This is a genomic window from Aquisalimonas lutea (assembly GCF_030409225.1).
In the GTDB taxonomy this organism is placed as follows: domain Bacteria; phylum Pseudomonadota; class Gammaproteobacteria; order Nitrococcales; family Aquisalimonadaceae; genus Aquisalimonas; species Aquisalimonas lutea.
Genome location: NZ_JAUFPK010000001.1, coordinates 1,188,239 through 1,210,503 on the forward strand (window position 1 = coordinate 1,188,239; position 22,265 = coordinate 1,210,503).

Consider the following 22,265-nt stretch of genomic DNA (forward strand, 5'->3'; position numbering starts at 1 on the left):
GAAAGGCAATGATGGACTGGATTCTTTCCGGCGACTACCCGCGCAGCCGCATTCTCACGGCGCTACTGGTCGCCATTTTCGTGGGCCTGGGACTGGGGCCGTTCCTGTTCGACGGGGTCGTGGCCTTCCGCACCATGGGCATGATCTGCATCTTCATCATCGTGGTCGCCTCCTACGACCTGATGCTCGGCTATACCCACGTGGTGTCGTTCGCGCACCTGATGTTCTTCGGTTTCGGCGCCTACGGCGTCGCCATTGCCCTGGACACCATGGGCAGCGGTTTCACCGCCATCTTCGTCGGCCTCGGGGCGAGCCTGGCGGTATCCGTGATCACCGCGCTGCTGCTGGGGCTGCTGTCGCTGCGGGTGAAGGCGATCTTCTTCGCGCTGGTGACGCTGGCCATCGCCTTTTCGTTCATGGTGCTGGTCAACCAGCTCTACCACATCACCGGCGGCGAGGACGGCATGCGCGTGGCCGTGCCCCGGGAGCTGGGGCCGGCGTTCCGCATGGAGCATAGCGGCACCGGCTTTGCGCTGCTGAACTGGCTCTGGGGGGTGGTGACGAATCCGCTGGCCGTCGGCGAGGTCACCCGGGAGGCGTTGTTCGACGTGCGCATGAACGGCCAGCTGCTGATGTACTACGTGAGCTTCGTGCTGGCCACGGGCCTGTTCCTGTTCATGCTGCGCCTGGTGAACTCGCCCTTCGGCAAGGTGCTCATGGCGATCCGGGAGAACGAGTTCCGCGCCGAGGCGCTCGGCTACCGCACGGTGTTCTACCGTACGGCCGTGGTCGTGGTGGCCTCGGCGTTCGCCACCGTCGCCGGCGTGCTGTTCGCGCTGGTGACACGCTACATCACCCCGGGGGTGACCCTGGACTTCGAGCTGGCGGTGTTCGTCCTGCTCATGTGCGTCATCGGCGGCATGGGCACGTTGTACGGGGCGGTGATCGGCGCCACCGTGTTTCTTGTCGCGCAGACCTACCTGCAGGACCTGCTGGGCGTGCTCTCCGGGTGGATAGCGGAAGTCCCCCTGATGCAGCCGGCCGCCGCGCTGTTCAGCGAGGAGCGCTGGCTGCTGTGGTTCGGCGTGCTGTTCGTGCTCAGCGTGTACTTCTTCCCTGCGGGCATCGTCGGGCAGCTGCGCGCCTGGGCGGCCCGCCGCGATGCCGGCGCCGCCGGCACCAAGGAGCAGGGCGGGGCCGCGGAAGCCGCCGGCGAGCAGTCGTAGGGTCCCGTAACCCGGGTTCGTTGCGTTGTTGGGTAAAGGACACCCGGGCCTCACGCCATGGAGCTGTGGCGCCCGAGTGCGGCACCGTGCGCCTGTAGCCACGCGTCCGCGCGGGCACGCCCCTCGTCGCGCAGATGGCACAGGAAGTGCCAGTCCGGGTTGATCCGGCTGTTGCGGCCCATGCCCTCGGTGACCGTCCCCGTGTCGATGGCGTGGAGCCGGTGGCGGCGCCACGGCAGTGCCGGCGACACCGCCGCCCGCCCGCCGCGGAGCAGGCCGAGCAGCTCCAGCTCGCGGACCAGGTTGGCATTGAAGGCGATCTCGTTGGCGCGGTCGACGATATCCGCCACCCGCGTGGGCAGCTCGGGGCGTTCCGGCGGCGTGAGCTGGACGAGCAGGAGATCACGGGACCGGCACTCGAGGAACAGGGGCCAGAGCGCGGGATTGGCCGTATAGCCGCCGTCCCAGTAGGCCTCGCCGTCGATTTCCACCGCCTGGAAGAGCAGCGGCAGGCAGGCGGAGGCCGCCACCGCGCGGGCGTCGAGCTCGCCGTTGCGAAAGATGCGCGCCTCGCCCGTACGCACCCGGGTCGCCGCGACGAACATCCGCACGCGGCGGTCCTGCCGCAATCGCTCGAAGTCGACGGTTTCCTCGAGAATGCGGACCAGCGGGTTGTAGCCGCCGGGGTTGAGCTGGTACGGCGAGGCCATGCGGCTGAGGCTGTTCACCAGCACGAAGCCGGGGGACCAGTCCCGGTTCCAGCCGAGCAGCAGGTAGTCCAGCGGCGTGGCCTGCAGCGGCCCGCCCAGCGCCTGCTCGCTGACGGTGCGCCAGAGGCGCTCCAGGCTGGCCCGGGCCTCGTCCCGGCCGCCGGCGAGCAGGCCGCTGGCGAACGCCGCCGCGTTGAGCGCCCCGGCGCTGGTTCCGCTGAGGCCCTCGTAGCCGATCCGGCCCTCCTCCAGCAGGCGATCCAGCACCCCCCAGGTGAAGGCGCCGTGGCTGCCCCCGCCCTGGAGCGCGAGGTTGAGCCGAACCCCCCGGCCGGGACCCCAGGACGCCCGCAGCCGGCTCAGCCAGCCCATCGGGCGGCGGGAGCTCGGTGTGGATGCCGGGGCTGTGAGATGCGTCGCACTTGCGCTTGCCCTCCCTGTGGTAGCGTCCGGAATAACCCGTCCGAAACCATAGCATGCAACCATGGCAGCCATCGGCACAGAGGTACTCGAAACGCTGATCCCGTTCCGGGATCTGCCCCAGGAGGCCGTCCGGCAGCTCGCCGAGGTGGTGGAGCTGGAGGACCACCCGGCGCGCAGCGTCATCTTCCGCAAGGGCGGTGATGATGGCTGGACCCGCTACGTGCTGTCCGGGGCCGTGGTGCTGGTGGACGACGACGGCAACCGCCGGACGCTCACCGGAACCGGGGATGCGGGCGTGTACCCGGAGCCCCTGGCCGACGACGAGCCGTACCGCCATCACGCCCTGGCCAGTACCGAGGTGCGCCTGATCCGCCTGCCACGACAGGAGGTGGAGGCGGTGCTCGCCGCCACGCGCCTGCCCGAGTACGACGTCGGCGTGGTGAACGCGGACAGCGGGGACGCCGGCGAAGGGCTGTTCTACCGGCTGTTCGAGGACCTCATGGAAGACCGCCTCGATGTGCCGAGCATGCCGGACATGGCGCTGAAGGTGCGCCATGCCGTCGAGGAGCAGGAGGCCGGCGCCGCGGACGTCGCCCGCATCATCCAGGCGGACCCGCCCCTGGCCGCACGGCTGATCCAGACCGCCAACAGCGCCGCCTACGGGGGGCAGACCCAGGTGGACTCCCTGGCGCCGGCCATTACCCGCCTGGGCCTGCGGACCACCCGCGAGGTGGTCATGGCGGTTACCCTGAAGTCGGTGTTCAGCTCCGACCAGCCGCTGATCAACCAGCGCATGACCGAGCTGTGGATGCACAGCGCGTTGATCGCCGCCATCTCCCAGGTCATGGCCCGCCGCCTGCACGGCTTCGATGCCGGGCGCGCCATGCTGGCCGGCCTGGTCCACGACATCGGCGTCATCCCGATGCTCACGAATGCGGGTCACTACCCGGAGTTGGTGAGCAACCCGGCGCGCCTGCAGCAGACGGTCGCCGCCTATCGCGGCCAGGTCGGCGCCATGATCCTGCGGCGCTGGAATTTCCCGGACGACATGGTGAACGTACCCCTGGCCGCGGAGGAGTGGCACCGGGACGCGGACAGTGGTGACTACGGCGACCTGGTGATGCTGGCGCAGCTCCAGGCGCTGGCCGACGAGCCCGGTGCCGACGTGCCTGCTCCCGCCGAGACGGCGGCATACCGGCGCCTGGGCATGGCGAAGCTGGGCCCGGGCGACGGCGGCTCCCTGCTTGCCGAGGCCCGGGAGGAGATCGCCCAGGTCCAGCAGGTCCTGCTGGGTCACTGAGCCCGGGGTGCCGCACCGCCACCCCGGGGAGTCGGGACATTATCCCTGCTCGCCGAGCACCCGGCTGCGCAGGTCCTTGCGCAGGATCTTGCCCACCGCCGATTTCGGCAGATCGTCGGTGAAGCGCACCTCCTTGGGGACCTTGTAGGCGGTGAGGTTCTTGCGTGCGAACTCGATGACGTCCGCCTCGGTGAGCTCCCGGTTGCGGGTGACCACGTAGGCGCGCACCGTCTCGCCGCCGGTGTCCTCGTTGGGGATGCCGATCACCGCCGCCTCGTCGATGTCCGGGTGCTCGCTGAGCACCTCTTCCACCTCGTTGGGATAGACGTTGAAGCCGCTGACGTCGATCATGTCCTTCTTGCGGTCGACGATGCGGAAGTAGCCCTCGTCGTCCATTACCGCCATGTCGCCGGTGCGGAAGAAGCCGTCCCGGAGCACGGCCGCCGTCTCCTCCGGCTTGTTCCAGTAGCCCTGGAAGACCTGCGGCCCCTTGACCGCCAGCTCGCCCACCTCGCCCGGCGGCACCGGATTCCAGTCCTCGTCGATGATGCGCACGATAGTGCCCGGCACGGGCAGGCCGATGGTGCCGAGCTTGATCCGGCCGCTGGGCTGGTTGACGGTGACCACGGGGCTGGTCTCCGAGAGGCCGTAGCCCTCGCAGGGAATGTCGCCGACGAGCTTCTTCCACTCCTCGGCCACGGCGCCGTGCAGCGCCGTGCCCCCGGCGACGGTCTGACGCAGCGGCGGCGGATTGTTGCGGAACCAGTCCTCGTTGGCCAGGGCGTGGAAGAGCACGTTGACGCCGGCGAACTGCGTGATCTCGAACTTCTCGAACGCCTTGCGCAGGTTGCTCGGCGGCCGCGGCGACGGGCACAGGACGTTGCGGCAGCCGTTGTAGTAGAAGCCCATCAGGTTATTGGTGAACGCGAAGATATGGTAGAGGGGCAGCGCGGTCAGCACCGTCTCCCTGCCGGGCTCGATCACCGGTGCCGACACGGCCTGGGTCTGCGCCAGGTTCGCCAGCAGGTTGGCGTGGGTCAGCATGGCGCCCTTGGCCGGCCCGGTGGTGCCGCCGGTGTACTGCAGCGCCGCCAGATCGTCGGGCGAGCGCGGCACCGGGTCCTCGAGCCGCCCGACGTGCGGGCGGCCCGCCTGCAGGGCGTCCGGCAGGGGCGTTGTCTCGGCGGTGGGCTCGGGGACCATCTTCTTGAGCTTCATCACCGTGTTGACCAGCAGGCGCCGCAGTGTCGGGAAGAACTCCGCGGGCCCGGCCATGACGACGTTCTCTACATCCGTGCCGGCGATGGCGTCGCGCAGGTTGCCGCCGAAGAGGTTGAACACCACCAGCGCCCGGGCGCCGCTGTCGCTGAGCTGATGATTGGTCTCGCGCGGCGTGTACAGCGGGTTGACGTTGACCAGCACCAGCCCGGCCTTGAAGATGCCGAAGGCGGCCACGGGGTAGGCCGAGCAGTTCGGCAGCTGCACGGCCACCCGCTCGCCGGGCTCCAGGCCGAGCTCGAAGCGCAGGTAGGCGGCGAACTCGTCGGCGTAGCGGTCCGTCTCGGCGAAGGTCAGCGCGCCGTGGAGGCCGCTGTCCAGGCAGGTGACGAACGCGGTGCGGTCGCTGTAGTCCCGGGCGAGCCGCCGGACCAGGTCCCCGAGGTTGCGATCCGGCAACGGCTGGAACTCGGTGGCCACTCCCTCGCCGTAGGATGCCAGCCACGGCTGGCTGTCGTAGGCGGCGGCTGCGTCTTGCGTGGTATCGTTCATCTTCTTCATCCTCCATGCTGTTATCCGGGCGGGGCAGGGCGTGCGGCGCTGGAACCATTCGCAATAACAATCAGGATGAGACATTTTTCTTTGCTGTCGCAATACCCGGCCGCGGAATACCGCCGCTCCGCCTGCCCGGAGGCCCGCCGATGAGCCGCTGCAAGCTCCACGCAATCCCGTACCCGGACGATGCGGCCGCGCTGTTCGCGCGCCTGCGCGATCTTCCGGGGGCTGCCTGGCTGGACAGCGGCGCGCCTGCGGCCCAGGGTCGCTTCGATGTCATGACGGCGCTGCCGCGCTCGGTACTCCACTGCCAGGACGGCGTCTGCCGGGTGGGCGATGACAGCGGCTGGCGGCGTGTGTCGGGGGATCCCTGGCAGCAGCTGCGGGCGCTGCTCGGGCCGCGCCGGGAGGCCGCCCCGGGGCTGCCGTTCAGCGGCGGGGCGCTAGGCTGCTTCGGCTATGATCTGGGCCACGCCGAGGTGGTGGGCCGCGGCGACACCAGGCCCGGGGATGACTTCCCGGAACTGTGCGTCGGCATCTACGACTGCGCCGTCGTCCTGGACCATCACGAGCGCCGGGCCGTGCTGGCGGAGCGCCCGGGCGGCGCCGGGGCGGCCGGAATCCTGTGGCAGCGCCTGCAGGCGGCCGCCCCGCCGGAGGCGGATCGGTTCCGGGCCGGACCGCTCGCCGAGGAGCCGGGACGCGATGGCTACGGGCGGGCGTTCCGCGCCGTGCGCCGGTATCTCCGCGACGGCGACTGCTACCAGGTGAACCTTGCCCGCGTGTTCCGGTGCCGGTACACCGGCGACCCCTGGGATGCGTACTGCCGGCTGCGCCGCTGGACCCCGGCGCCCCACGGGGCCTGGCTTGCGCTGCCCGGTGACAGGTACGTCCTGAGCCTGTCCCCGGAGCGGTTCCTGGCGCTGTCCGGCGACCGCGTGGAGGCGCGGCCCATCAAGGGGACGCGCCCCCGGGATGGCGACCCGGACCGCGATCGCCGGCTGGCCGAGGAGCTGGCGGCCAGCGCCAAGGATCGCGCCGAGAACGTGATGATCGTCGATCTGCTGCGCAACGACCTGGGCCAGGTGTGCCGGCCCGGCAGCGTTCGCGTGCCGCAGTTGTTCGGCGTCGAGAGCTTCGCCAGCGTGCACCACCTGGTGAGCGTGGTGGAGGGGCGCCTGCGCCCGGGCGTGGACGCGCCGGCACTGCTGCGTGCCTGCTTCCCCGGGGGGTCCATCACCGGCGCCCCGAAGAAGCGGGCCATGGAAATCATCGCCGAGCTGGAACCGAGCCGTCGCGGCCCGTACTGCGGGGCGATCGGATATATCGGCTACGACGGCGCCATGGACACCAGCATTACCATCCGGACCGTAGTGTGCAACGCCGGCGAAATGACCTACCGCGCCGGCGGCGGGCTGGTCATGGACTCCGACGAGGAAGCCGAGTACCAGGAAACCCGGGACAAGGCCGAGGCGTTCCTGCGGCTGGCGAGCGAGGGCGAGCGTGCCGGTGATTGCGGGGTGTGCTAGCTGGCGAGGAGTTGTGCCAGCGCCAGCGTCTCCTCGTGCTCCCGGCGGCAGGCCGCGGCGACGGACTGCAGGGCCCTGTCGCCGAGGCCGCGTTCGGCGAGCCGCGGCGGCACGTCGGCGAAGCCGGCGGCCGCCCAGTCCGCGGCGGCCCGCAACAGGCCGAGCAGGCCGGGGTCGGTGGCGGCGTGCCGGCTGCCGAGCCCCTCCACCAGGGCACACACGCCCACGGGGAGCTCCCATTCCCGCAGCAGCATGGCACCGGCCTCATGATGATCCACGTCCAGGTGCGCGCGCATGATCGCGGCCAGGGATGCTTCCGGATTGCGCCGGTGCTCCGCGAACACGCGGGCCATCTCGCCGGGGAAGCAGTGCGCGAGCAGGAGTACCCCGATGGAGTGCAGCAGCCCGCCGAGCTGCGCCGGAGCCGGGTCCAGCCCGGCGGCGCCCGCGAGCCGGCCGCCGGCATTGGCGGTGGCGATGGCGTGCTGCCAGTAATGCGCGGCATCGAACCCCGGACAGTGGCCGGGATCGAAGCGGTTGCGCAGCAGAACCGAGGTGGCCAGGGTCCGCAGCCGGTGCAGGCCCAGCCGCATGACCGCCTCGTCGAGTCCCCGGACCGTGCCCTGGGCAGCGAAGAACGCGCTGTTGGCCGCGGACACGATCCGCGCCGCCAGGGCCGGATCTCGCCCCAGCGCCTGGGTCAGGGCCCGCAGGTCTGCCTCCTCGGCATTGACCTCGAGCAGGATCTCGTGGCTGACGTAGGGCAGCGAGGGCAGCGAACTGCCGGCCAGGATGCTCCGCTCTTCGTCCATCGCGATTCCGGCTCCGTGGCTTGTTGAGCGTCAGGGGACTGCGCTGCGAGTATACTTGCCAGGGGACCGGCGGAATAACGACGCTGTCACGGCACAGCAATCTTCGGCCCCGGCACGCACGCACCGGCGGCCCCTCGGGGGCGCCGGCGGAAACGACAGATCCTGGAGGTGAGGTATGGAAGAGGCGGTCATTGTTGCGGCAGGGCGGAGCGCCGTCGGTGGCTTTGGCGGTTCCCTCGGGAGCCTCACGGCGGTACAGCTCGGAACACAGGTCATCCGCGGCGTGCTGGAGCGTGCGGGCGTCTCGCCGGAGCAGGTCGACGAGGTCATCCTGGGGCAGGTGCTCACGGCGGCGGCCGGCCAGAACCCGGCCCGCCAGTCGGCGATCCACGCCGGCATTCCCGAGCGCGTTCCGGCGATGACCATCAACAAGGTCTGCGGCAGCGGCCTCAAGGCCGTGTCCATGGCAGCCCAGGCGATTGCCCTGGGCGATGCCGAGATCATGGTCGCAGGCGGGCAGGAGAGCATGAGCCAGGCGCCGCACGCTCTGCCCAATTCCCGTACGGGGCAGCGCATGGGGGACTGGAAGCTCGACGACACCATGATCCGCGACGGCCTGTGGGATGCCTTCAACCAGTACCACATGGGCACCACGGCCGAGAATCTGGCCGACAAATACGGCATCTCGCGTGAAGAGCAGGATGCCTTCGCGGCGCAGTCGCAGCAGCGTGCGGTGGCGGCCATGGAGGCGGGGCGGTTCCGCGACGAGATCATCCCCGTGCAGGTACCCCAGCGCAAGGGTGATCCCGTGGTGGTGGACCAGGACGAGCATCCCAAGGCCGGCACCACCGCCGAGGGGCTCGGCAAGCTGCGTCCGGCCTTCGCCAAGGAGGGCACGGTGACCGCGGGCAATGCCTCCGGGCTGAACGACGGTGCCGCCGTGGTCGTGGTCATGTCGGCGCGCAAGGCCGAGGAGCTGGGCCTGGAGCCGCTGGCGCGGATCAGCGCCTACGCCAGTGCCGGCGTGGATCCGGCGATCATGGGCTCCGGGCCCGTGCCCGCCACGCAGCGGTGCCTGCAGCGGGCGGGCTGGGAGATCCCGGATCTCGACCTGATCGAGGCCAACGAGGCATTCGCCGCCCAGGCACTCGCCGTCGGCCGCGAGCTCAAGTGGGACATGGAGCGCGTGAACGTCAACGGCGGTGCCATTGCGCTGGGCCATCCCATCGGTGCGTCCGGGTGTCGAGTGCTGGTAACCTTGTTGCACGAAATGAAACGCCGCGATGCAAAAAAGGGTCTGGCAACCCTGTGCATCGGTGGCGGTCAGGGGGTGGCGCTCGCCGTCTCCCGCTGACTGACTGGCCATGGCTGCGGGGGCGACCGCCCCTGCAGCCGAGCGCAAGGGTAATCCCGATCATGAGCAACGACGACGTTCGCATCATCAAGAAGTACCCCAACCGGCGCCTGTACGATACAGCGATCAGCAGCTACATCACCCTGGCCGATGTCAAGCGGCTGGTGCTCGATGGCGTCGACTTCCAGGTCGTGGACGCCAAGAGCCGCGACGACCTCACGCGCACGATTCTGCTGCAGATCATCAGCGAGGAGGAGGAGGGCGGCGAGCCGATCTTCAGTAGCGAGCTGCTGGCCCAGATCATCCGCTCCTACGGGGGCAACATGCAGAACCTGCTGACGGACTATCTCGAGAAGAGCATGGACATGTGGGCCGAGCAGCAGCGCACCCTGCGCGAGCACACGCGGGATTTCATGGAAGCCAATCCCATGACCATGCTCACCCAGATCGCGGAACGGAATCTGGATGTGTGGCGCCGCATGAGCGGTCTCGATGCCGACGGCAACCCGGGGCGGGACGGCGGCAAGACGGAACAAGGCGGCTCATCGGACGCCAAGGGCGATGCCTCTTCCCAGCGCACCGGCAGGAAGTCGTCCGGGTCCCGGAGCTGACCCCGCCGGCCCCGGGGGTGGCTGCTCCGGCCCTTCCCCGGACCGCGTTTACTTCCTGAAAGGTTGGTAAGGACCCGCGTCGCCGGTATGCCCGGAAATGTGACGAGGTAGTCAACTTCAAAGTTGACAGGTGATCCACCTGTCCCTATTCTCGATTCCACGGTATGACGCAATGCACAACGCCGCCGTGGTGGCGGCGTTTCCGCGGCCGTGTGTGCCGTTGCGACCGGCCCGGCAAGCAAACCGCATTGCGTTGCAAGAGGACATACAGGAGACGCCCCATGACGAATCGAGTTGCGCTGGTTACGGGTGGCAATGGCGGCATCGGCACCGAGGTCTGCAGGTATCTCGCGGCGCTCGGCTACAAGGTGGTAAGCACCTGCATGGATGCGCAGAAGGAGGATATCGCCGGCTGGCAGGAATCGCTGCAGGCGGAGGGGTATAGCGTCGGCTGGGTCGAATGCGATGTCTCCAGCTTCGATGCCTGCGCCAACATGGCCGAGCGGGTCGAGGCCGAGTTCGGGCCGGTGGACGTGCTGGTGAACCTGGCCGGAATCACGCGTGACGCGTTCATCCACAAGCTGAGCAAGGACGACTGGGACGCCGTGGTGAACGTCAATCTCAACAGCGCCTTCAACGTCACGCGCCAGTTCATCGAGGGCATGCGGCAGCGCGGTTTCGGCCGCATCGTCAATATCTCCTCGGTCAACGGCCAGACGGGCCAGTTCGGCCAAAGCAATTATTCGGCCGCCAAGGCGGGCCTGCACGGCTTCAGCATGGCCCTGGCCAAGGAGGGCGCGCGCAAGGGCATCACGGTGAATACCGTCTCGCCCGGCTACATCGACACCTCGATGACGGCGGCCATTGCGGACGAGGTCAAGGAGCAGATCCTCGCCCAGGTGCCGGCGGGCCGCATGGGGCGTCCGGACGAGATCGCCCGTGTGGTGGCGTTCCTGGTGGCCGACGAGTCGGAATACATCAACGGCGCCAATATCCCGGTGAACGGGGCGTTGTTCACGAGCTTCTGATGTGACGCGGGGTAGACCGGGCGGTTTTGCTTACTGATAGGTAAGTTCAAAAACAAATGCGGTCACAGTGTTGACAGACAGATTCGTCTCGCATAGACTGTTGCACAGCAACATGAGGAAGGAAAAGTTCAGGGAGCGCCCGGATGACGCTCCCCGCAATATGCGCCCTTCTTCTTATGGAACAAATGGGTTTTGTGGTTGTCAGGTCTCGCCAGGAGACCGGAGCGCTTAGCCAGCTTGGATTACCCGGTTCTCGTGACCGGTCTGCTTCTCCTCCAGGCGACTCCCAAGTCGCCCTTTATGCCCCCTCACCCGAGGGGGCTTTTTTTTGCGCGACCCTTTCCTGTCGCTAGTGGGCATTGTAACGCTCGTGCGCGTTCTGGCAACCACTTTTGTTGGTGCGTCGCAACACCGTGTCCGGCCGGGCACTAATAACGGTGCGATGACGGAACCTGCCGCGATGTCCGCGAGTTGTATCGCGGCAACGCGAATGCCTTGTCACGGCCGTCCAGCCAGCGGCCGATCCCCGGTAGCAGCCCCGTCTGCGCGCGTGCGCTCACGAACAGCCCCAGGTGTCCGCCCGGCTCGCACACCTCGGTGAGCTGCTGCGGAGACAGCCAGCGTGCCATGACCAGGGCCGTCTCCGCGGGGACCAGGTGATCCCGGCGCGCCGCGATGGTCAGCACGGGGGCGCGGATTGCCGACGGGTCGATGGTCCGGCCGTCGAGGACCAGGCAGCCGCGGGCGAGCCGGTTGTCCCGGTACAGCCAGGCCAGGGTCTCCCGCAGCATGCGAGCCGGTTGATCGGGGCAGTCGTACATCCAGCGTTCCATGCGCAGAAACCGCCGGTGGCGGGCGTCCCCGGACTGCTCCCGGGATCGGCGGTAGCGGCGTACCAGCAGGTCGGTGGGGCGCAGCGCCGTGAACGCGGTAGACAGCGCCTCCCCGGGGACGTTGTGCTCCAGGGTATCCGGATCCGTGGCCCGGGCCAGGCGCAGCAGGCGATGATCCGCCTGGTGGGGGTCCAGCGGCGTGGCCACGAGCACGAGCCGGCGAACACGCTCGGGGTAGGCGGCCGCCTGGCACAGGGCAAGCACGCCGCCCTGGCAGATCCCGATGACGTCCACCGCCGATACCCCGCGGCGCCGGCAGACCGTCGCCAGGGCCTGGCGCGGAAAGCGCAGGGCGTAATCCGCGAGTCCGAGGTGTCGCTGCCACCGGGCGGGCGCATCCCATGCCAGCAGGTAGACATCGCGGCCCTGCTCCAGCAGGCGGCGAACGAGGCTGCGCTGCGGGTCAAGGTCCAGCAACGCGGGCCGGTTGATCAGGGAGTAGATGATGACCACCGGCGGCCCGTCCGGGGCTCCCTCGGTGTAGCGGAACAGCCGCCAGGGCGAGCGCGCCGCGATGACTTCCCGGGCGGCGCCGTCCGCCGGCACTCCCGGTGGCTCCGGCGTGGACGAACCGATGGAGAAACGGTCCGGTGCCGTCATTCCGGTGGTCCGCCGCGCTGCAGGCGCCGGACCTGATCCCGCAGGCCGGCGACTTCCTCGCGTAGCGCCTCCAGCTCCCGCTCGCGTTCGCGGTCCATGCGGTCGATGGTTGCTTCGAGCTCGTCCATGGCGGCGGCGGTGGGTAGCCCGGCCACGACGCTCACGGCATCGGCGAACGCCGCCAGGGCCCGGCGGACCCGCGCATGCGCATGCTGGACGGCGACCAGCGCGTCCGCGTGCTCGCTGGCGCGCAGCCGCCGATCCCACGCCTGCTCCAGCAGCTCGGACGCCACCTCGGCCAGGGTCTCCGCGGTGATACCGCCCCGCGGCAGCTCCAGCACCCGAGCGCGCCAGGGCGAGTCCACTTCCCCGGCGATCAGCCGTAGCTCGCCTTCCGCCCGCCGCACGGCATCGTGGGCCTCCATGAGGGCGGACTCCAGCTCCATGGCTGCCGCGGCCGGGCCGCTCCAAGGCCCCAGCAGGGGCACCAGCGCCCGGAGCGCTGACGCCAGGGGCGAGTTGCCCGGCCGCTCCGGCATCGCGGTCAGCGCCGTCGCGGGCACGGGCTGCCATTGCGCCAGGATATCGGCACGTTCGGCACTCCCGGGATCGGTGCTGTCGATTGCCGCGGCCAGCGGCCCGAACCACTGGATCCAGGCCTGGTAGGCGGCCGCCAGGGGGTGGGAGGCCCGCTCGCCGAGCGGCTCCGCGGTCTGGTCGTTGTCGGGTTCCATGCTCTCCATGCGATGGTTGGCTGCGCCCGCTGCAGGATACCCGTCCCGTGGCCGCGAATGCCATGTCGCCGCGCCCGCACCCCTGCGCCCGCGGGCGCAGGGGGCTACTGCTCGCGCCGCTCCAGCTCCTCGCGAATGGCCTGACGCCGGGATACGGCCCGGGACCGCTGCTGGACATCGGCCTGGGAGGCATCCGCGACCCGGTCCAGTTGCTCCAGCGCCTGGCGCAGGTCGCCCTTGTGGTAGTAGTGCTCGCCCAGGGCAAGCATGCCCTCGTAGTCCAGCCCGGCCTCGGTGGCCGCTTCCGCATGGAGGCGGTGGAGCGCGCTGTCGCCGCCGTAGCGGCGGATCTGCTCGCGCACCAGCGCCCGGGCGTCCGTGGGACGGTCCAGGCGCAGCAGGGCCCGCGCTGCGTGGATGCTCAGGGCGTAATCGCCCGGGTAGAGATCGAGCCCGAGCTGCAGCGTCTCCAGGGCCGCCTCGTCATTGCCGCGCTCCTGGTGCACCCGGGCCAGGGCGATGTAGAACGCCGCGTGCTCGCCCTGCTCCTCCAGCAGTGCCCGGAGGCCCTGTTCCGCCCGGTCCGGATCCCCGGCCTCGAGGCGGGCCAGCGCCAGGCCGAAGCGCTTCGCCGTCTCGTCCAGGCCGAATGCCCCTTCGTCCGCCGAGAAATGGCGAACGGCGGTTTCCGGGTTGTCGGCGCGGGCGACCAGCAGCTTGGCCCGCATCAACCCGAAGGTCGTGCTCTCCTGTGTTTCCGTCTCGCCCAGCTCGCGCGCCCGGGCGCGCGATTCCGCGATCCGGGACTCGGTGACCGGGTGGCTGCTGAGAAACTCCGGGGGGCGCTGCTGATGGCGGGTCGCCCGGGCGAGGCGCTCGAAGAACCGCGGCATGCCCTCCGGGTCCAGGCCGGCATCGGCGAGGATGCGGATGCCCATGTTGTCCGCTTCCCGCTCGTGGGCGCGGCTGTAGTTCAGCTGCTGCTGGATGGCACCGGCCATGCCGCCGATCGCGGCGGCGCTGCCCATCTGGGCATCCTGCGTTCCCATCAGGATCGCGGCCAGTATGATGCCCAGCGTCTGTAGACCGGTCCCCTCGGAGTTCGCCATGCGCCGGGCGATGTGGCGCTGGGTGACGTGGGCGATCTCGTGGGCCATGACGGCCGCCAGCTCGCTCTCCGAGCGCGTTTCCTCGATGAGCCCGCGGTTGATGCCGATGTAGCCGCCGGGCATGGCGAAGGCGTTGATCGCCGGGCTGTCGACGACGAAGAACTCGTAGGCCATGTCCGGCGTGTTGGCCCGGGAGACCAGGCGCTCGCCGAGATCCTGGACGTAGTCGCGCAGCTCCGGGTCGTCGACGATGGGCACGCGCCGGCGGACCTCGCGGATGAGCTCGCGCCCGAGACGCTTTTCTTCGGCGACCGACAGCGTGTCGCCGGCCGCGCTGCCGAGATCCGGCAGGCGCAGGTCGTCGGCGGCTCCGGCCGGGGCGATGGCACCCGCGGCGACAGCAATCACGAAAACAATGGCGCGGTAGACCATGGGCTCCCCGTGGGCGCGGACCGGACATCCGATGTATTCTGCTCGCTTGGACCGGGAGCGGCAAAAGGGGTTCCGGGAGCGGGCCGCGGGCGGCGTTTCACGCGAACCCCGGGGCACGCTATGATGCGACCCACCCGATCGCCTTTCCCTCGGGCCCAAGGAGTGGTTCATGCAGCTCATCCGCGACTGGTTCCGGCGTCACTTCGATAACCCGCAGGTGACGGGCCTGGCGCTGGTCCTGCTGCTCGGCCTGGCGGTGATCATCTTCTTCGGCAAGATGCTGGCGCCGGTGATCGCCAGCCTGGTGGTCGCCTATCTGCTCGAGGGCGTGGTGCGCAAGCTGGAGCAATGGCACCTGCCGCGGCTCGCCGCCGTGACGCTGGTATTCCTGGTCTTCTTCACCGGGCTGCTGCTGGTATTCTTCGCCCTGATCCCGGTGCTGCTCAATCAGGTCACGCAGCTGGTCAACGAGCTGCCGCGCATCCTCAGCACCAGCCAGGCGCTGCTGATGCAGCTCCCGGAGCGCTACCCGCAGCTGTTCTCGGAGCAGCAGATCTCGGACCTGATCTTCGCCATCCGGCGCGAGGCGCTGGACTGGGGGCAGCGCGTGCTGACCCAGTTCTCCTTCCAGTCCGTGGTGGCGGTGATCACCCTGCTGGTCTATCTCGTGCTGCTGCCGTTCCTGGTGTTCTTCTTTCTCAAGGACAAGAGGCCGCTGGTGAGCTGGTTCGCCCGCTTCCTTCCCCGGGACCGGGAGCTGCTGGTCACCGTCTGGCACGAGGTGGACGCCCAGATCGGCAACTACGTCCGGGGCAAGTTCCTGGAGATTCTCATCGTCTGGATCGTGACCTACGTGGTGTTCACCGCGCTCGGGCTGTCCTTCGCCATGCTGCTGTCGCTGCTGGTGGGGCTGTCCGTGATCATTCCGTACATCGGCGCCGCGGTGGTGACGGTCCCCGTCGGGGTGATCGCCTACTTCCAGTTCGGCTTCGGCCCCGAGTTCGCCTGGGTGATGATTGCCTACGCCATCATCCAGGCCCTGGACGGCAACGTCCTGGTGCCGGTGCTGTTCTCCGAGGTGGTCAACCTCCACCCGGTGGCCATCATCGTGGCGATCCTGTTCTTCGGCGGGATCTGGGGGTTCTGGGGCATCTTCTTCGCCATCCCGCTGGCCACGGTGATCAAGGCCGTGCTCAACGCCTGGCCCAGTGAGCCGCCCGAGCGCGAGGCCCGGGCGGACAGCCGCGATCCGGCGGCTGCGTTGGAATCCGATGAGGAACCGGCATCGCTGGAGCGCCATCCGGAGTGACGTCCGCGGTGCCGCGGCGTCCCGACAAGAGCGCTGCGCAGGCTCCCCTAGTGCTTGACGGGCTCGAACACGGCGTCGAGGTTCATCTGATCGCAGAAGTCCAGGAACTCCTCGCGCAACACCGCGATCTGCGTGCTGCCCGGGACTTCCATGAGGATGTTCACCGAGAACATCGGTGTTCCCGTGTGTGCGGCGGCATACCGGGTGGTGCTGAGGTCGCGGATGTTGATGCCCCGCGCCGAGAAGAACTGCGCGAGCTGGTGCACGATACCGGGATGATCCATGGCCACGACCTCCACCGCGTACGGGAGCAGGTCCGTGGCGGCATCGCGGTCCCGGGTGCGCTTCCAGTGGACGTGCAGCCCGAGCTCCTCGCCGATGCCCGGTAGCGCCGTCTCCAGCTTGGCGAGCGCGTCCCACCGTCCCGAGATCATCTGGATCACCGCGAACTCGCCGCCGAGCACTGTCATGCGGCTGTCGACCACGTTGCACCCGGCCTCGGCGATCGCGCCGGCGAGACGGTTGATGATGCCCGGGCGATCCTCGCCCAGGGCCGTAATGACCAGATAGTTCTCCATGCTGTTCACCTGCCGCGCCTGTGGGATTCGCCGCCTGAGGCCCGTTCGGCTCAGGTGCGAGGCGCCAAGTGTAGCAGGCCCGCCGGGCGTTGCGGCATGCCATGCATTACTTGTCCCGCCATGCGTAGTACGATACGCGCCCGGCACGGGGTGCCGCCCGTTCCGTGCCGCGATGATGCGCGCCGTCGTCGCCCGCGCGTGCAGGCGCGCCGGACGGCGGGGCGGGCGACGATGCATGCCGGGGTGAGGCCGTGATCGAGGTCGACGAGCTGGGCAAAACCTATCCCGGCGCCGATACGCCGGCGCTGCAGGGGGTGACGTTCCGGGTGCCCGAGGGCAGCGTGTTCGGCCTGCTGGGCCCGAACGGCGCCGGCAAGTCCACGCTGATCGGGATCGTCCTCGGCCTGATCCGCGCGGACCGCGGGAGCGTGCGTGTCGACGGCGCGGACACCCACGGCGGTGCGGTCCGCCCGGCGGTCATCGGCATGGTCCCGCAGGAGCCGGCCTTCTACCCCAGTCTCACGGTCCGCGAGAACCTCGAGATCTTTGCCGCCGTGCGGGGATTCCGCGGCCGGTCCCGCGCCGACGAGCTGGCGCGGGTTGCGGACATCGCCCGGCTCGGCGAGCACATGCGGGCGTCGGCGGGGCGGCTGTCCGGCGGTCTCAAGCGCCGGCTGAGCCTAGCCATCGGGCTGCTGGGCAGTCCCCGGGTGCTCTGCCTGGACGAGCCTACCACCGGCGTCGACCCCCAGTCCCGCCGTTTCATCCTGGAATCCGTCGAGGCATTGGCCGCCGACCGCGGCATCACCGTCATCTATGCCTCCCACTACATGGAGGAGGTCCAGGACCTGTGCGACCACCTGGCCATCCTGGACCAGGGGCGGCTGCTGTGCACCGGCGCCATGGCGGATGTCCTGGGCCGGCAGCAGCGTTCCCTGGCGCTTCGCTTCCCGGCGCCTCCCGGCCGCGGGCAGCTCGAGGCGCTGGCGGACGCCTTTCTGGTGGTGGACGCCGCCGGTGATACCGTGTCCCTGGACATCGGCGATCCGCTGGCGGCGCTGCCGACCCTGGCGGGCCTGCTGCGCGACAATGACCTGCGCCCGGAGAGCTTTCACTACGGCGAGCAGGACCTGGAGGCCCTGTTCCTGCGCCTGACCGGCCGGCAGCTACGGGATTGACCGCGATGACGCTGCCGGCCGCGCTGATCCGCAAGGAATTCCTGCTGCTGCTCCGGGACCGCCAGGCGCTGGCGCTGCTGTTCCTGCTGCCGGTGGTGTTCATCCTGATCATGTCCCTGGCGATGCAGGGCTCGCTGCGCATGGGCGGCTCCACGGTGGAGGAAGTGCTCGTGACGGACGCCTCGGATTCGTCCGCCTCCCGGGCCCTGGTCCGGGCGCTGGGGCGGGCGGAGCGCTTCGGCATCACGTCGCTGCCGGCGTCCTCCGCCGCGGATGCCCAGGCGCGGCTGCGCGCGCGCATCGAGCGGGGCGAGGCGCGCATCGGCGTGTTCGTCCCGTCCGGGTTCGAGCGGGCCCTGGGGCGGCAGGCCGCGCCGGCGGATGCGCACGTGCCGGTGGTGTACTACGCGCCGGCCCTGCTGCCGGAAGTGCGCCGGACCTTCACGCTCATTGCCGAGGCGGCCCTGGAGCGGGTGCGCGTGTCCCGGGTGCTGGACCAGGCCGTCGGGCGGCATCTCCCGGACGGTGTGGCGCAGGCCGATGGCGGCGGCCTGCGCCTGCGCGAGCGCGTGGCCCACGCCGGCGGCGGTGAGCCGACGATTCCCAGCGCCGTGCAGCACAGCGTGCCGGCGTGGCTGGTGTTCTCCATGTTCTTCGTGGTCGCGCCTATCGCCGCGAGCCTGATCGTGGAGCGGGACCAGGGGACGCAGCGGCGCCTGCAGCAGATGGGCGCGCCGCCGCTGTGGCTGCTGGGAAGCAGGCTGGTACCCTACTACCTGGTGAACATGGTGCAGCTGGTGCTGATGCTGGCGGTGGGCGTGTTCCTGGTGCCGCTGGCCGGCGGGGAGCGCCTGGACCCCGGCAGCAGCTACATCGGGCTGTGGCTGATCGGCTCCGCGGTGAGCCTCGCCGCCGTGGGCCTGGCGCTGCTGATTGCCGCGGTCTCGCGCACCGTGGTGCAGGCGACGCTCAGCGGCGGCGTATTCTGCCTGATCATCGGGGCGCTGGGCGGCATCATGGTGCCGAAGGCGGTCATGCCGCCGGCCATGCAGCAGCTCACCCACGTCTCGCCTATGTCCTGGGGGCTTGAAGGGTTCTGGGACATCCTGCTGCGCTATGGGCAATGGCAGGACGTGTTGCCGGAGGCCGCCATGCTTGCGGCCTTCGGCGCCGTGAGCTGGGCCCTTGCGGCCCTGGCTGCCGGCCGGCGCCGGTACTGACGAGGTGGGGGCGATGAAGGGATCGGACGATCAGGCGTTCAAGCAGTATCTCAAGGAGATGATTGTCGACGCGTGCGGCAAGGATGACGTCAGTGCGGCGGAGATCGCCGACGACGAGGCCCTGTTCGGCGACCAGGCGGGCCTGGGGCTGGATTCCCTGGACGGACTGCAGATCTCCATGGCGATCCAGCGCGAGTTCGGCGTACGCATCAGCGACTCCAAGGAAATGCGTCGCATCCTCCATTCCGTCAACGGACTGGCCGACTACCTGCGCCCCGAGTAACCCCCATGGCCGTCGCCGCCGACAACCCGCCCGCCGCCGTGCTCGGTGCCGCCACCTGGACGGCCTGCGGCTACGGCGCCGCGGCCCAGGCACGCAGCCTGCGGCAAGGCGGGGCGGCGCCGTCGACGTTGAGCCCGGAGATGGCACCGGGGGCGGCCTATGCCTATCATCTGCTGGCGGATGCGCCGGCCGGCCTGCTGGAGGTGCTGGCGCCGGTGGTCGCGGCGGCCCTGGATGATGCCGGACTGCGGGGCGAGGCCCGGCAGGCGTGCGGCGTGTTCGTCGGCAGCTCGTCGTCCACCGTGGCCGAGGCCGAGCAGGTGTTCCGCGGGCAGCTCGACGACCCCGCCGCCGTGCCCCTGGATGCCCCCGGCGGCCACGGCCGGCTGCCGGAGCGGCTGGCGGAGGCGGTGGGCCTGGGCGGGCCGCGGTTCTATTTCGGCACCGCCTGCTCGTCCAGCGCCAATGCCCTGCTGCACGCCCAGCGCATGATCGCCCGCGGCGCGCTGGACCATGCCGTCGTGGTAGGCGTCGAGCGCAGCAACTGGCTGTCGCTGTTCGGCTTCGACTCGCTGATGCTGCTCTCCGGCGGCCGCGGCCGGCCCCTGGACCGCGACCGCGACGGCCTGGTCCTGGGCGAGGGGGTCAGTGCCATGGTGATCGGTCCGGACACGCCCGACGCCCCCTGGCGGCTGCTCGGGGGCGCCAGCCGTGTCGATACGGAGACCCCGACCAACTCCTCGCCGGAGTCCATCGCCGCCACGATCCGGGCGGCGATGGCGGCCGCGGCGGTAGACGGCGACGAGATTACCGCGATCAAGGCCCACGGCACGGGCACGCCGGGCAACGACCTGGCCGAGTGCACGGGGCTGCGGCAGTGCCTGGGCGAAACGCTGCCGCCGGTGACCAGCCTCAAGGGCGGCCTCGGGCATACCATGGGCGCCTGTGGCATCGTCGAGATCGCGGCCACCATGGCCTGCGTGGATGCCGGCTTCTGGCCGCCGAGCGCGGGGTTCCGGACTCCGGACCCGGAGCTCGGGGTCACGCCGGTGGCGGCACCGGTGGACCTCCGGCACGGACGCTTCCTGATGAACTTTTTCGGCTTCGGCGGCAACAACACCGCCTGCGTGATCGAGCGCCATGGCGACTGACGGGATTCCAGTACGGGCTGCGCTGGCCCGGGAGTGGCCGGTGTCGGATGCCCCCGAGAACCGGCGCGGCGAGCTGGAAGCGCTGACCGGGCGCCGGCAGCGGCGCATCAGCCGTTTCACCCAGATCGCGCTGCTCGGCGCCGTGGCCTGCGTGGACGAGGCCCGTGCGCGGCCGGCGCCGGAGACGGGGCTGTACATGGTGAGCAGCCACGGCGACGTGGGCGACTCCGCCACCATGCTGGAGACGCTGTACCGCGGGCACCAGCCGCCCATGCCCTTCGATTTCATCAATGTCTCCAGCAATATGGCCGGTTTCTACGTGGCCCGGGAGCTCGGCCTGGACGGCCCCAACATGATGCTGGCCCGGGGGACAGATTCCCTGGTCGCGGCCCTGGAGCTGCTCGGCGACGATGCCGCGCACGCGCCTTTCCTGGTGGGGGCCGTGGAGGCGGCGAGCTGGCCCCCGGAGGTCCACCGCCGACGGCTGCAGGTGGCGGCGGGGACGCCCCTGGCGGAGGCCAGCTGCTGGCTGTGGCTGGACCCGGGGTGCGCCCGGCCGGTCGGGCACCTGCGCTGGCTGCGGCGGGTGGGGTCGCCGGAGGCCGCCCTGCAGGCGGCCGCGGCGACCGGCGACGGTGGCAGGCTACTTCTGACGCTGGGCGAGCAACTGGCCGCAGCCGGAGCAATGGCCGCGATACCCGATGGCTGGGCCCGGTTCGCCCCGGAGGGGCCCGGCTACCACGAGGCCGGCTGCGCCCGGGTGCTGTGCCGGTTCCTGGCCTCCGGCGAGCCCGGCACGCTGCTGTTCCTGGAGAGGCACCCCCTGGACCGCGACTACCTGGCGGTGTGCGTGACGAACCGCTCCAGCAGCGCGTAGACCCGGGCCTCGCGCTCGGCGCATGCGAGCAGGCTGTCGGCGATCTCGCCGTAGCCGCCGCTGGTCTCCTCCCGGCACAGGCGGGCGCTGCGCGCGGCGAACAGGCGCCAGTGATCGCCGGCATCCGTCATGGCCGCCGAGGCCTCGTCCAGCAGCGGCGCATCCAGCCGCTGCGCCGCCTCCTGGAGGAACGAGGCATACATGAACCGGAATCCCGCCCCGCCGGTGCCGATCTCCTCCTGCATGCGCACGATGCTGCCCACGAACAGCCTGCGATAGCGCGGATCACGGCTGGTCTCGGGCAGCCGCCGCAGCTTCCCCGCGAGCCGGCGGATCGCGCGCAGGCCCACCAGCGGCACCGGCGCGCGGGTGTTCATGCGCACCGTCCGCCGGATCGCCCGGGGCACGTGGCGGTCCAGGTCGACATGGTCGGGGACGTCCTCGACGTAGTACAGCAGCCCCCGGGGGGCGAACGCCCCGCGGGCGAAACGGGCCTGGTCCAGCGCGTCCGCCGGGCAGCGCTGGGGGTGCTCGAACACGGGGTCGCTGATCAGGTAATCGTCGCCGTCGCGCCCGTAGACGATGAGGTTGTGGGCGTTGAAGTGGAAGCGCATGTCGCGCGGGAAGTACGGCAGCCAGAACACCGAGGTCTGCAGCCCGACCGGCCGGCCCTGCTGCAGTTGCGCATCCACGGCCGCGCGGGCGGCCGCCGGCGAGCGGAAGCGCTGCCGTACCAGGCGGTAGCCCACGGCGCGGCGCAGTCCGCGCAGCACGTGCCCGGGCAGGGCGCGGTAGCTGGTCAGCGGTACGCCGCCGACGCGCACGAACGGCAGGTGGGCGAAGATCAGCGACGACGACAGGCCGAAGGCCATGGGCTCGCTGATGGCCAGGCCGGCATGGCTGAGCAGCCCGGAGACGACGCCGCTTTCGCAGTGGCCGGCGTGCTGGTGGCGGAAGCCGGGCACCTCGGGTGATGCTGCCGGGTGCCCGGGTTCGCTGGGGGAGGAATCGTGCATGGCCATGGTTCCGTGCCGCTGCGAGTGGCTTGCGCGCGGGCCATCCATTGTGCGCGGAGGGGAACGCTACTGTGACAGCCGCCGCTTTGCAATGGCCGGGGGCCCGCGGGGGCCGGAGC

Annotated in this window: 20 protein-coding genes; 12 read left to right on the plus strand and 8 right to left on the minus strand. The window is 70.1% G+C overall.

Annotated features, from left to right (window positions below; all coding sequences use genetic code 11):
* The first annotated feature begins 8 nt into the window (after positions 1-8).
* Positions 9-1,226: a branched-chain amino acid ABC transporter permease gene (locus QWY84_RS05655; protein WP_290201469.1), complete on the plus strand. Its 1,218-nt coding sequence runs from the start codon at positions 9-11 to the stop codon at positions 1,224-1,226.
* Positions 1,227-1,276: 50 nt separating this feature from the next.
* Here the strand turns inward: QWY84_RS05655 and QWY84_RS05660 are convergent, their stop codons facing one another.
* On the minus strand, positions 1,277-2,308 hold the full coding sequence (locus QWY84_RS05660; RefSeq protein ID WP_290201470.1) for a patatin-like phospholipase family protein: 1,032 nt from the start codon (positions 2,306-2,308) through the stop codon (positions 1,277-1,279).
* Between the two features lie 112 nt (positions 2,309-2,420).
* On the opposite strand from QWY84_RS05660, the gene QWY84_RS05665 reads away from it, so the two are divergent.
* On the plus strand, positions 2,421-3,659 hold the full coding sequence (locus QWY84_RS05665; protein WP_290201471.1) for an HDOD domain-containing protein: 1,239 nt from the start codon (positions 2,421-2,423) through the stop codon (positions 3,657-3,659).
* A 39-nt stretch (positions 3,660-3,698) separates the two neighbouring features.
* Here the strand turns inward: QWY84_RS05665 and QWY84_RS05670 are convergent, their stop codons facing one another.
* Entirely contained in the window at positions 3,699-5,429 is a 1,731-nt protein-coding gene (locus tag QWY84_RS05670) for an AMP-binding protein (protein ID WP_290201472.1), read from the minus strand.
* Positions 5,430-5,578: 149 nt separating this feature from the next.
* On the opposite strand from QWY84_RS05670, the gene pabB reads away from it, so the two are divergent.
* Positions 5,579-6,961, plus strand: a complete 1,383-nt coding sequence (gene pabB / locus QWY84_RS05675) for an aminodeoxychorismate synthase component I (RefSeq protein WP_290201473.1) — start codon at positions 5,579-5,581, stop codon at positions 6,959-6,961.
* Here the strand turns inward: pabB and QWY84_RS05680 are convergent.
* Positions 6,958-7,773 (minus strand): HDOD domain-containing protein, encoded by an 816-nt coding sequence (locus QWY84_RS05680; protein WP_290201474.1) that lies wholly within the window; start codon positions 7,771-7,773, stop codon positions 6,958-6,960. The two genes, pabB and QWY84_RS05680, sit on opposite strands and share 4 nt — an antisense overlap.
* A 175-nt stretch (positions 7,774-7,948) precedes the next feature.
* On the opposite strand from QWY84_RS05680, the gene QWY84_RS05685 reads away from it, so the two are divergent.
* From QWY84_RS05685 to phbB, 3 genes are all read left to right on the plus strand, one after another.
* Positions 7,949-9,127: an acetyl-CoA C-acetyltransferase gene (locus tag QWY84_RS05685; RefSeq protein ID WP_290201475.1), complete on the plus strand. Its 1,179-nt coding sequence runs from the start codon at positions 7,949-7,951 to the stop codon at positions 9,125-9,127.
* A gap of 62 nt (positions 9,128-9,189) precedes the next feature.
* A complete protein-coding gene (gene phaR / locus QWY84_RS05690) occupies positions 9,190-9,738 on the plus strand; it encodes a polyhydroxyalkanoate synthesis repressor PhaR (protein WP_290201476.1) in 549 nt (182 codons plus the stop codon).
* Positions 9,739-10,019: 281 nt separating this feature from the next.
* Entirely contained in the window at positions 10,020-10,766 is a 747-nt protein-coding gene (phbB, locus tag QWY84_RS05695; RefSeq protein ID WP_290201477.1) for an acetoacetyl-CoA reductase, read from the plus strand.
* A 428-nt stretch (positions 10,767-11,194) separates the two neighbouring features.
* Here the strand turns inward: phbB and QWY84_RS05700 are convergent, their stop codons facing one another.
* The 3 genes from QWY84_RS05700 to QWY84_RS05710 form a co-directional block, all read right to left on the minus strand.
* Positions 11,195-12,259 carry an alpha/beta fold hydrolase gene (locus QWY84_RS05700; protein WP_290201478.1) on the minus strand — a complete coding sequence of 355 codons (1,065 nt, stop codon included), beginning with the start codon at positions 12,257-12,259 and terminating at the stop codon, positions 11,195-11,197.
* On the minus strand, positions 12,256-12,993 hold the full coding sequence (locus tag QWY84_RS05705; protein WP_290201479.1) for a hypothetical protein: 738 nt from the start codon (positions 12,991-12,993) through the stop codon (positions 12,256-12,258). Before QWY84_RS05705 ends, QWY84_RS05700 begins: the two co-directional genes overlap by 4 nt.
* 104 nt (positions 12,994-13,097) lie before the next feature.
* Positions 13,098-14,534, minus strand: coding sequence for a beta-barrel assembly-enhancing protease (locus tag QWY84_RS05710; RefSeq protein ID WP_290201480.1), 1,437 nt, complete (start codon positions 14,532-14,534; stop codon positions 13,098-13,100).
* Between the two features lie 169 nt (positions 14,535-14,703).
* Here QWY84_RS05710 and QWY84_RS05715 point away from each other — a divergent pair, with 169 nt between their 5' ends.
* Complete coding sequence (locus QWY84_RS05715) at positions 14,704-15,843, plus strand: AI-2E family transporter (protein ID WP_290201481.1); 1,140 nt, start codon at positions 14,704-14,706, stop codon at positions 15,841-15,843.
* Between the two features lie 47 nt (positions 15,844-15,890).
* On the opposite strand, the gene QWY84_RS05720 is transcribed toward QWY84_RS05715, so the two are convergent.
* Positions 15,891-16,421: a glycine cleavage system transcriptional repressor gene (locus QWY84_RS05720; protein WP_290201482.1), complete on the minus strand. Its 531-nt coding sequence runs from the start codon at positions 16,419-16,421 to the stop codon at positions 15,891-15,893.
* 251 nt (positions 16,422-16,672) lie between these two features.
* Here QWY84_RS05720 and QWY84_RS05725 point away from each other — a divergent pair, with 251 nt between their 5' ends.
* Genes QWY84_RS05725 through QWY84_RS05745 form a run of 5 tightly spaced genes read left to right on the plus strand, consistent with a single transcriptional unit; the run spans position 16,673 to position 21,130 of the window.
* Positions 16,673-17,599: an ABC transporter ATP-binding protein gene (locus QWY84_RS05725; protein ID WP_290201483.1), complete on the plus strand. Its 927-nt coding sequence runs from the start codon at positions 16,673-16,675 to the stop codon at positions 17,597-17,599.
* Between the two features lie 5 nt (positions 17,600-17,604).
* Positions 17,605-18,819, plus strand: a complete 1,215-nt coding sequence (locus tag QWY84_RS05730) for an ABC transporter permease (RefSeq protein ID WP_290201484.1) — start codon at positions 17,605-17,607, stop codon at positions 18,817-18,819.
* 13 nt (positions 18,820-18,832) lie between these two features.
* A complete protein-coding gene (locus tag QWY84_RS05735) occupies positions 18,833-19,102 on the plus strand; it encodes a phosphopantetheine-binding protein (protein WP_290201485.1) in 270 nt (89 codons plus the stop codon).
* A gap of 5 nt (positions 19,103-19,107) precedes the next feature.
* Complete coding sequence (locus tag QWY84_RS05740; RefSeq protein WP_290201486.1) at positions 19,108-20,253, plus strand: beta-ketoacyl synthase N-terminal-like domain-containing protein; 1,146 nt, start codon at positions 19,108-19,110, stop codon at positions 20,251-20,253.
* Positions 20,243-21,130 (plus strand): beta-ketoacyl-[acyl-carrier-protein] synthase family protein, encoded by an 888-nt coding sequence (locus QWY84_RS05745; protein WP_290201487.1) that lies wholly within the window; start codon positions 20,243-20,245, stop codon positions 21,128-21,130. Before QWY84_RS05740 ends, QWY84_RS05745 begins: the two co-directional genes overlap by 11 nt.
* Here the strand turns inward: QWY84_RS05745 and darH are convergent.
* Positions 21,088-22,146, minus strand: a complete 1,059-nt coding sequence (gene darH / locus QWY84_RS05750) for a BtrH-related acyltransferase DarH (protein ID WP_290201488.1) — start codon at positions 22,144-22,146, stop codon at positions 21,088-21,090. The genes QWY84_RS05745 and darH overlap by 43 nt on opposite strands.
* Positions 22,147-22,265 lie beyond the last annotated feature (119 nt).

Coding starts and splice junctions, on each gene's coding strand:
- QWY84_RS05665 (WP_290201471.1), top strand. CDS start 2,421: ATGGCAGCCATCGGCACAGAGGTACTCGAAACGCTGATCCCGTTCCGG.
- QWY84_RS05685 (WP_290201475.1), top strand. CDS start 7,949: ATGGAAGAGGCGGTCATTGTTGCGGCAGGGCGGAGCGCCGTCGGTGGC.
- QWY84_RS05740 (WP_290201486.1), top strand. CDS start 19,108: ATGGCCGTCGCCGCCGACAACCCGCCCGCCGCCGTGCTCGGTGCCGCC.
- pabB (WP_290201473.1), top strand. CDS start 5,579: ATGAGCCGCTGCAAGCTCCACGCAATCCCGTACCCGGACGATGCGGCC.
- QWY84_RS05670 (WP_290201472.1), bottom strand. CDS start 5,429: ATGAACGATACCACGCAAGACGCAGCCGCCGCCTACGACAGCCAGCCG.
- QWY84_RS05655 (WP_290201469.1), top strand. CDS start 9: ATGATGGACTGGATTCTTTCCGGCGACTACCCGCGCAGCCGCATTCTC.
- phbB (WP_290201477.1), top strand. CDS start 10,020: ATGACGAATCGAGTTGCGCTGGTTACGGGTGGCAATGGCGGCATCGGC.
- darH (WP_290201488.1), bottom strand. CDS start 22,146: ATGCACGATTCCTCCCCCAGCGAACCCGGGCACCCGGCAGCATCACCC.
- QWY84_RS05680 (WP_290201474.1), bottom strand. CDS start 7,773: ATGGACGAAGAGCGGAGCATCCTGGCCGGCAGTTCGCTGCCCTCGCTG.
- QWY84_RS05710 (WP_290201480.1), bottom strand. CDS start 14,534: ATGGTCTACCGCGCCATTGTTTTCGTGATTGCTGTCGCCGCGGGTGCC.
- QWY84_RS05660 (WP_290201470.1), bottom strand. CDS start 2,308: ATGGGCTGGCTGAGCCGGCTGCGGGCGTCCTGGGGTCCCGGCCGGGGG.
- QWY84_RS05705 (WP_290201479.1), bottom strand. CDS start 12,993: ATGGAACCCGACAACGACCAGACCGCGGAGCCGCTCGGCGAGCGGGCC.
- phaR (WP_290201476.1), top strand. CDS start 9,190: ATGAGCAACGACGACGTTCGCATCATCAAGAAGTACCCCAACCGGCGC.
- QWY84_RS05735 (WP_290201485.1), top strand. CDS start 18,833: ATGAAGGGATCGGACGATCAGGCGTTCAAGCAGTATCTCAAGGAGATG.
- QWY84_RS05715 (WP_290201481.1), top strand. CDS start 14,704: ATGCAGCTCATCCGCGACTGGTTCCGGCGTCACTTCGATAACCCGCAG.
- QWY84_RS05745 (WP_290201487.1), top strand. CDS start 20,243: ATGGCGACTGACGGGATTCCAGTACGGGCTGCGCTGGCCCGGGAGTGG.
- QWY84_RS05730 (WP_290201484.1), top strand. CDS start 17,605: ATGACGCTGCCGGCCGCGCTGATCCGCAAGGAATTCCTGCTGCTGCTC.
- QWY84_RS05720 (WP_290201482.1), bottom strand. CDS start 16,421: ATGGAGAACTATCTGGTCATTACGGCCCTGGGCGAGGATCGCCCGGGC.
- QWY84_RS05700 (WP_290201478.1), bottom strand. CDS start 12,259: ATGACGGCACCGGACCGTTTCTCCATCGGTTCGTCCACGCCGGAGCCA.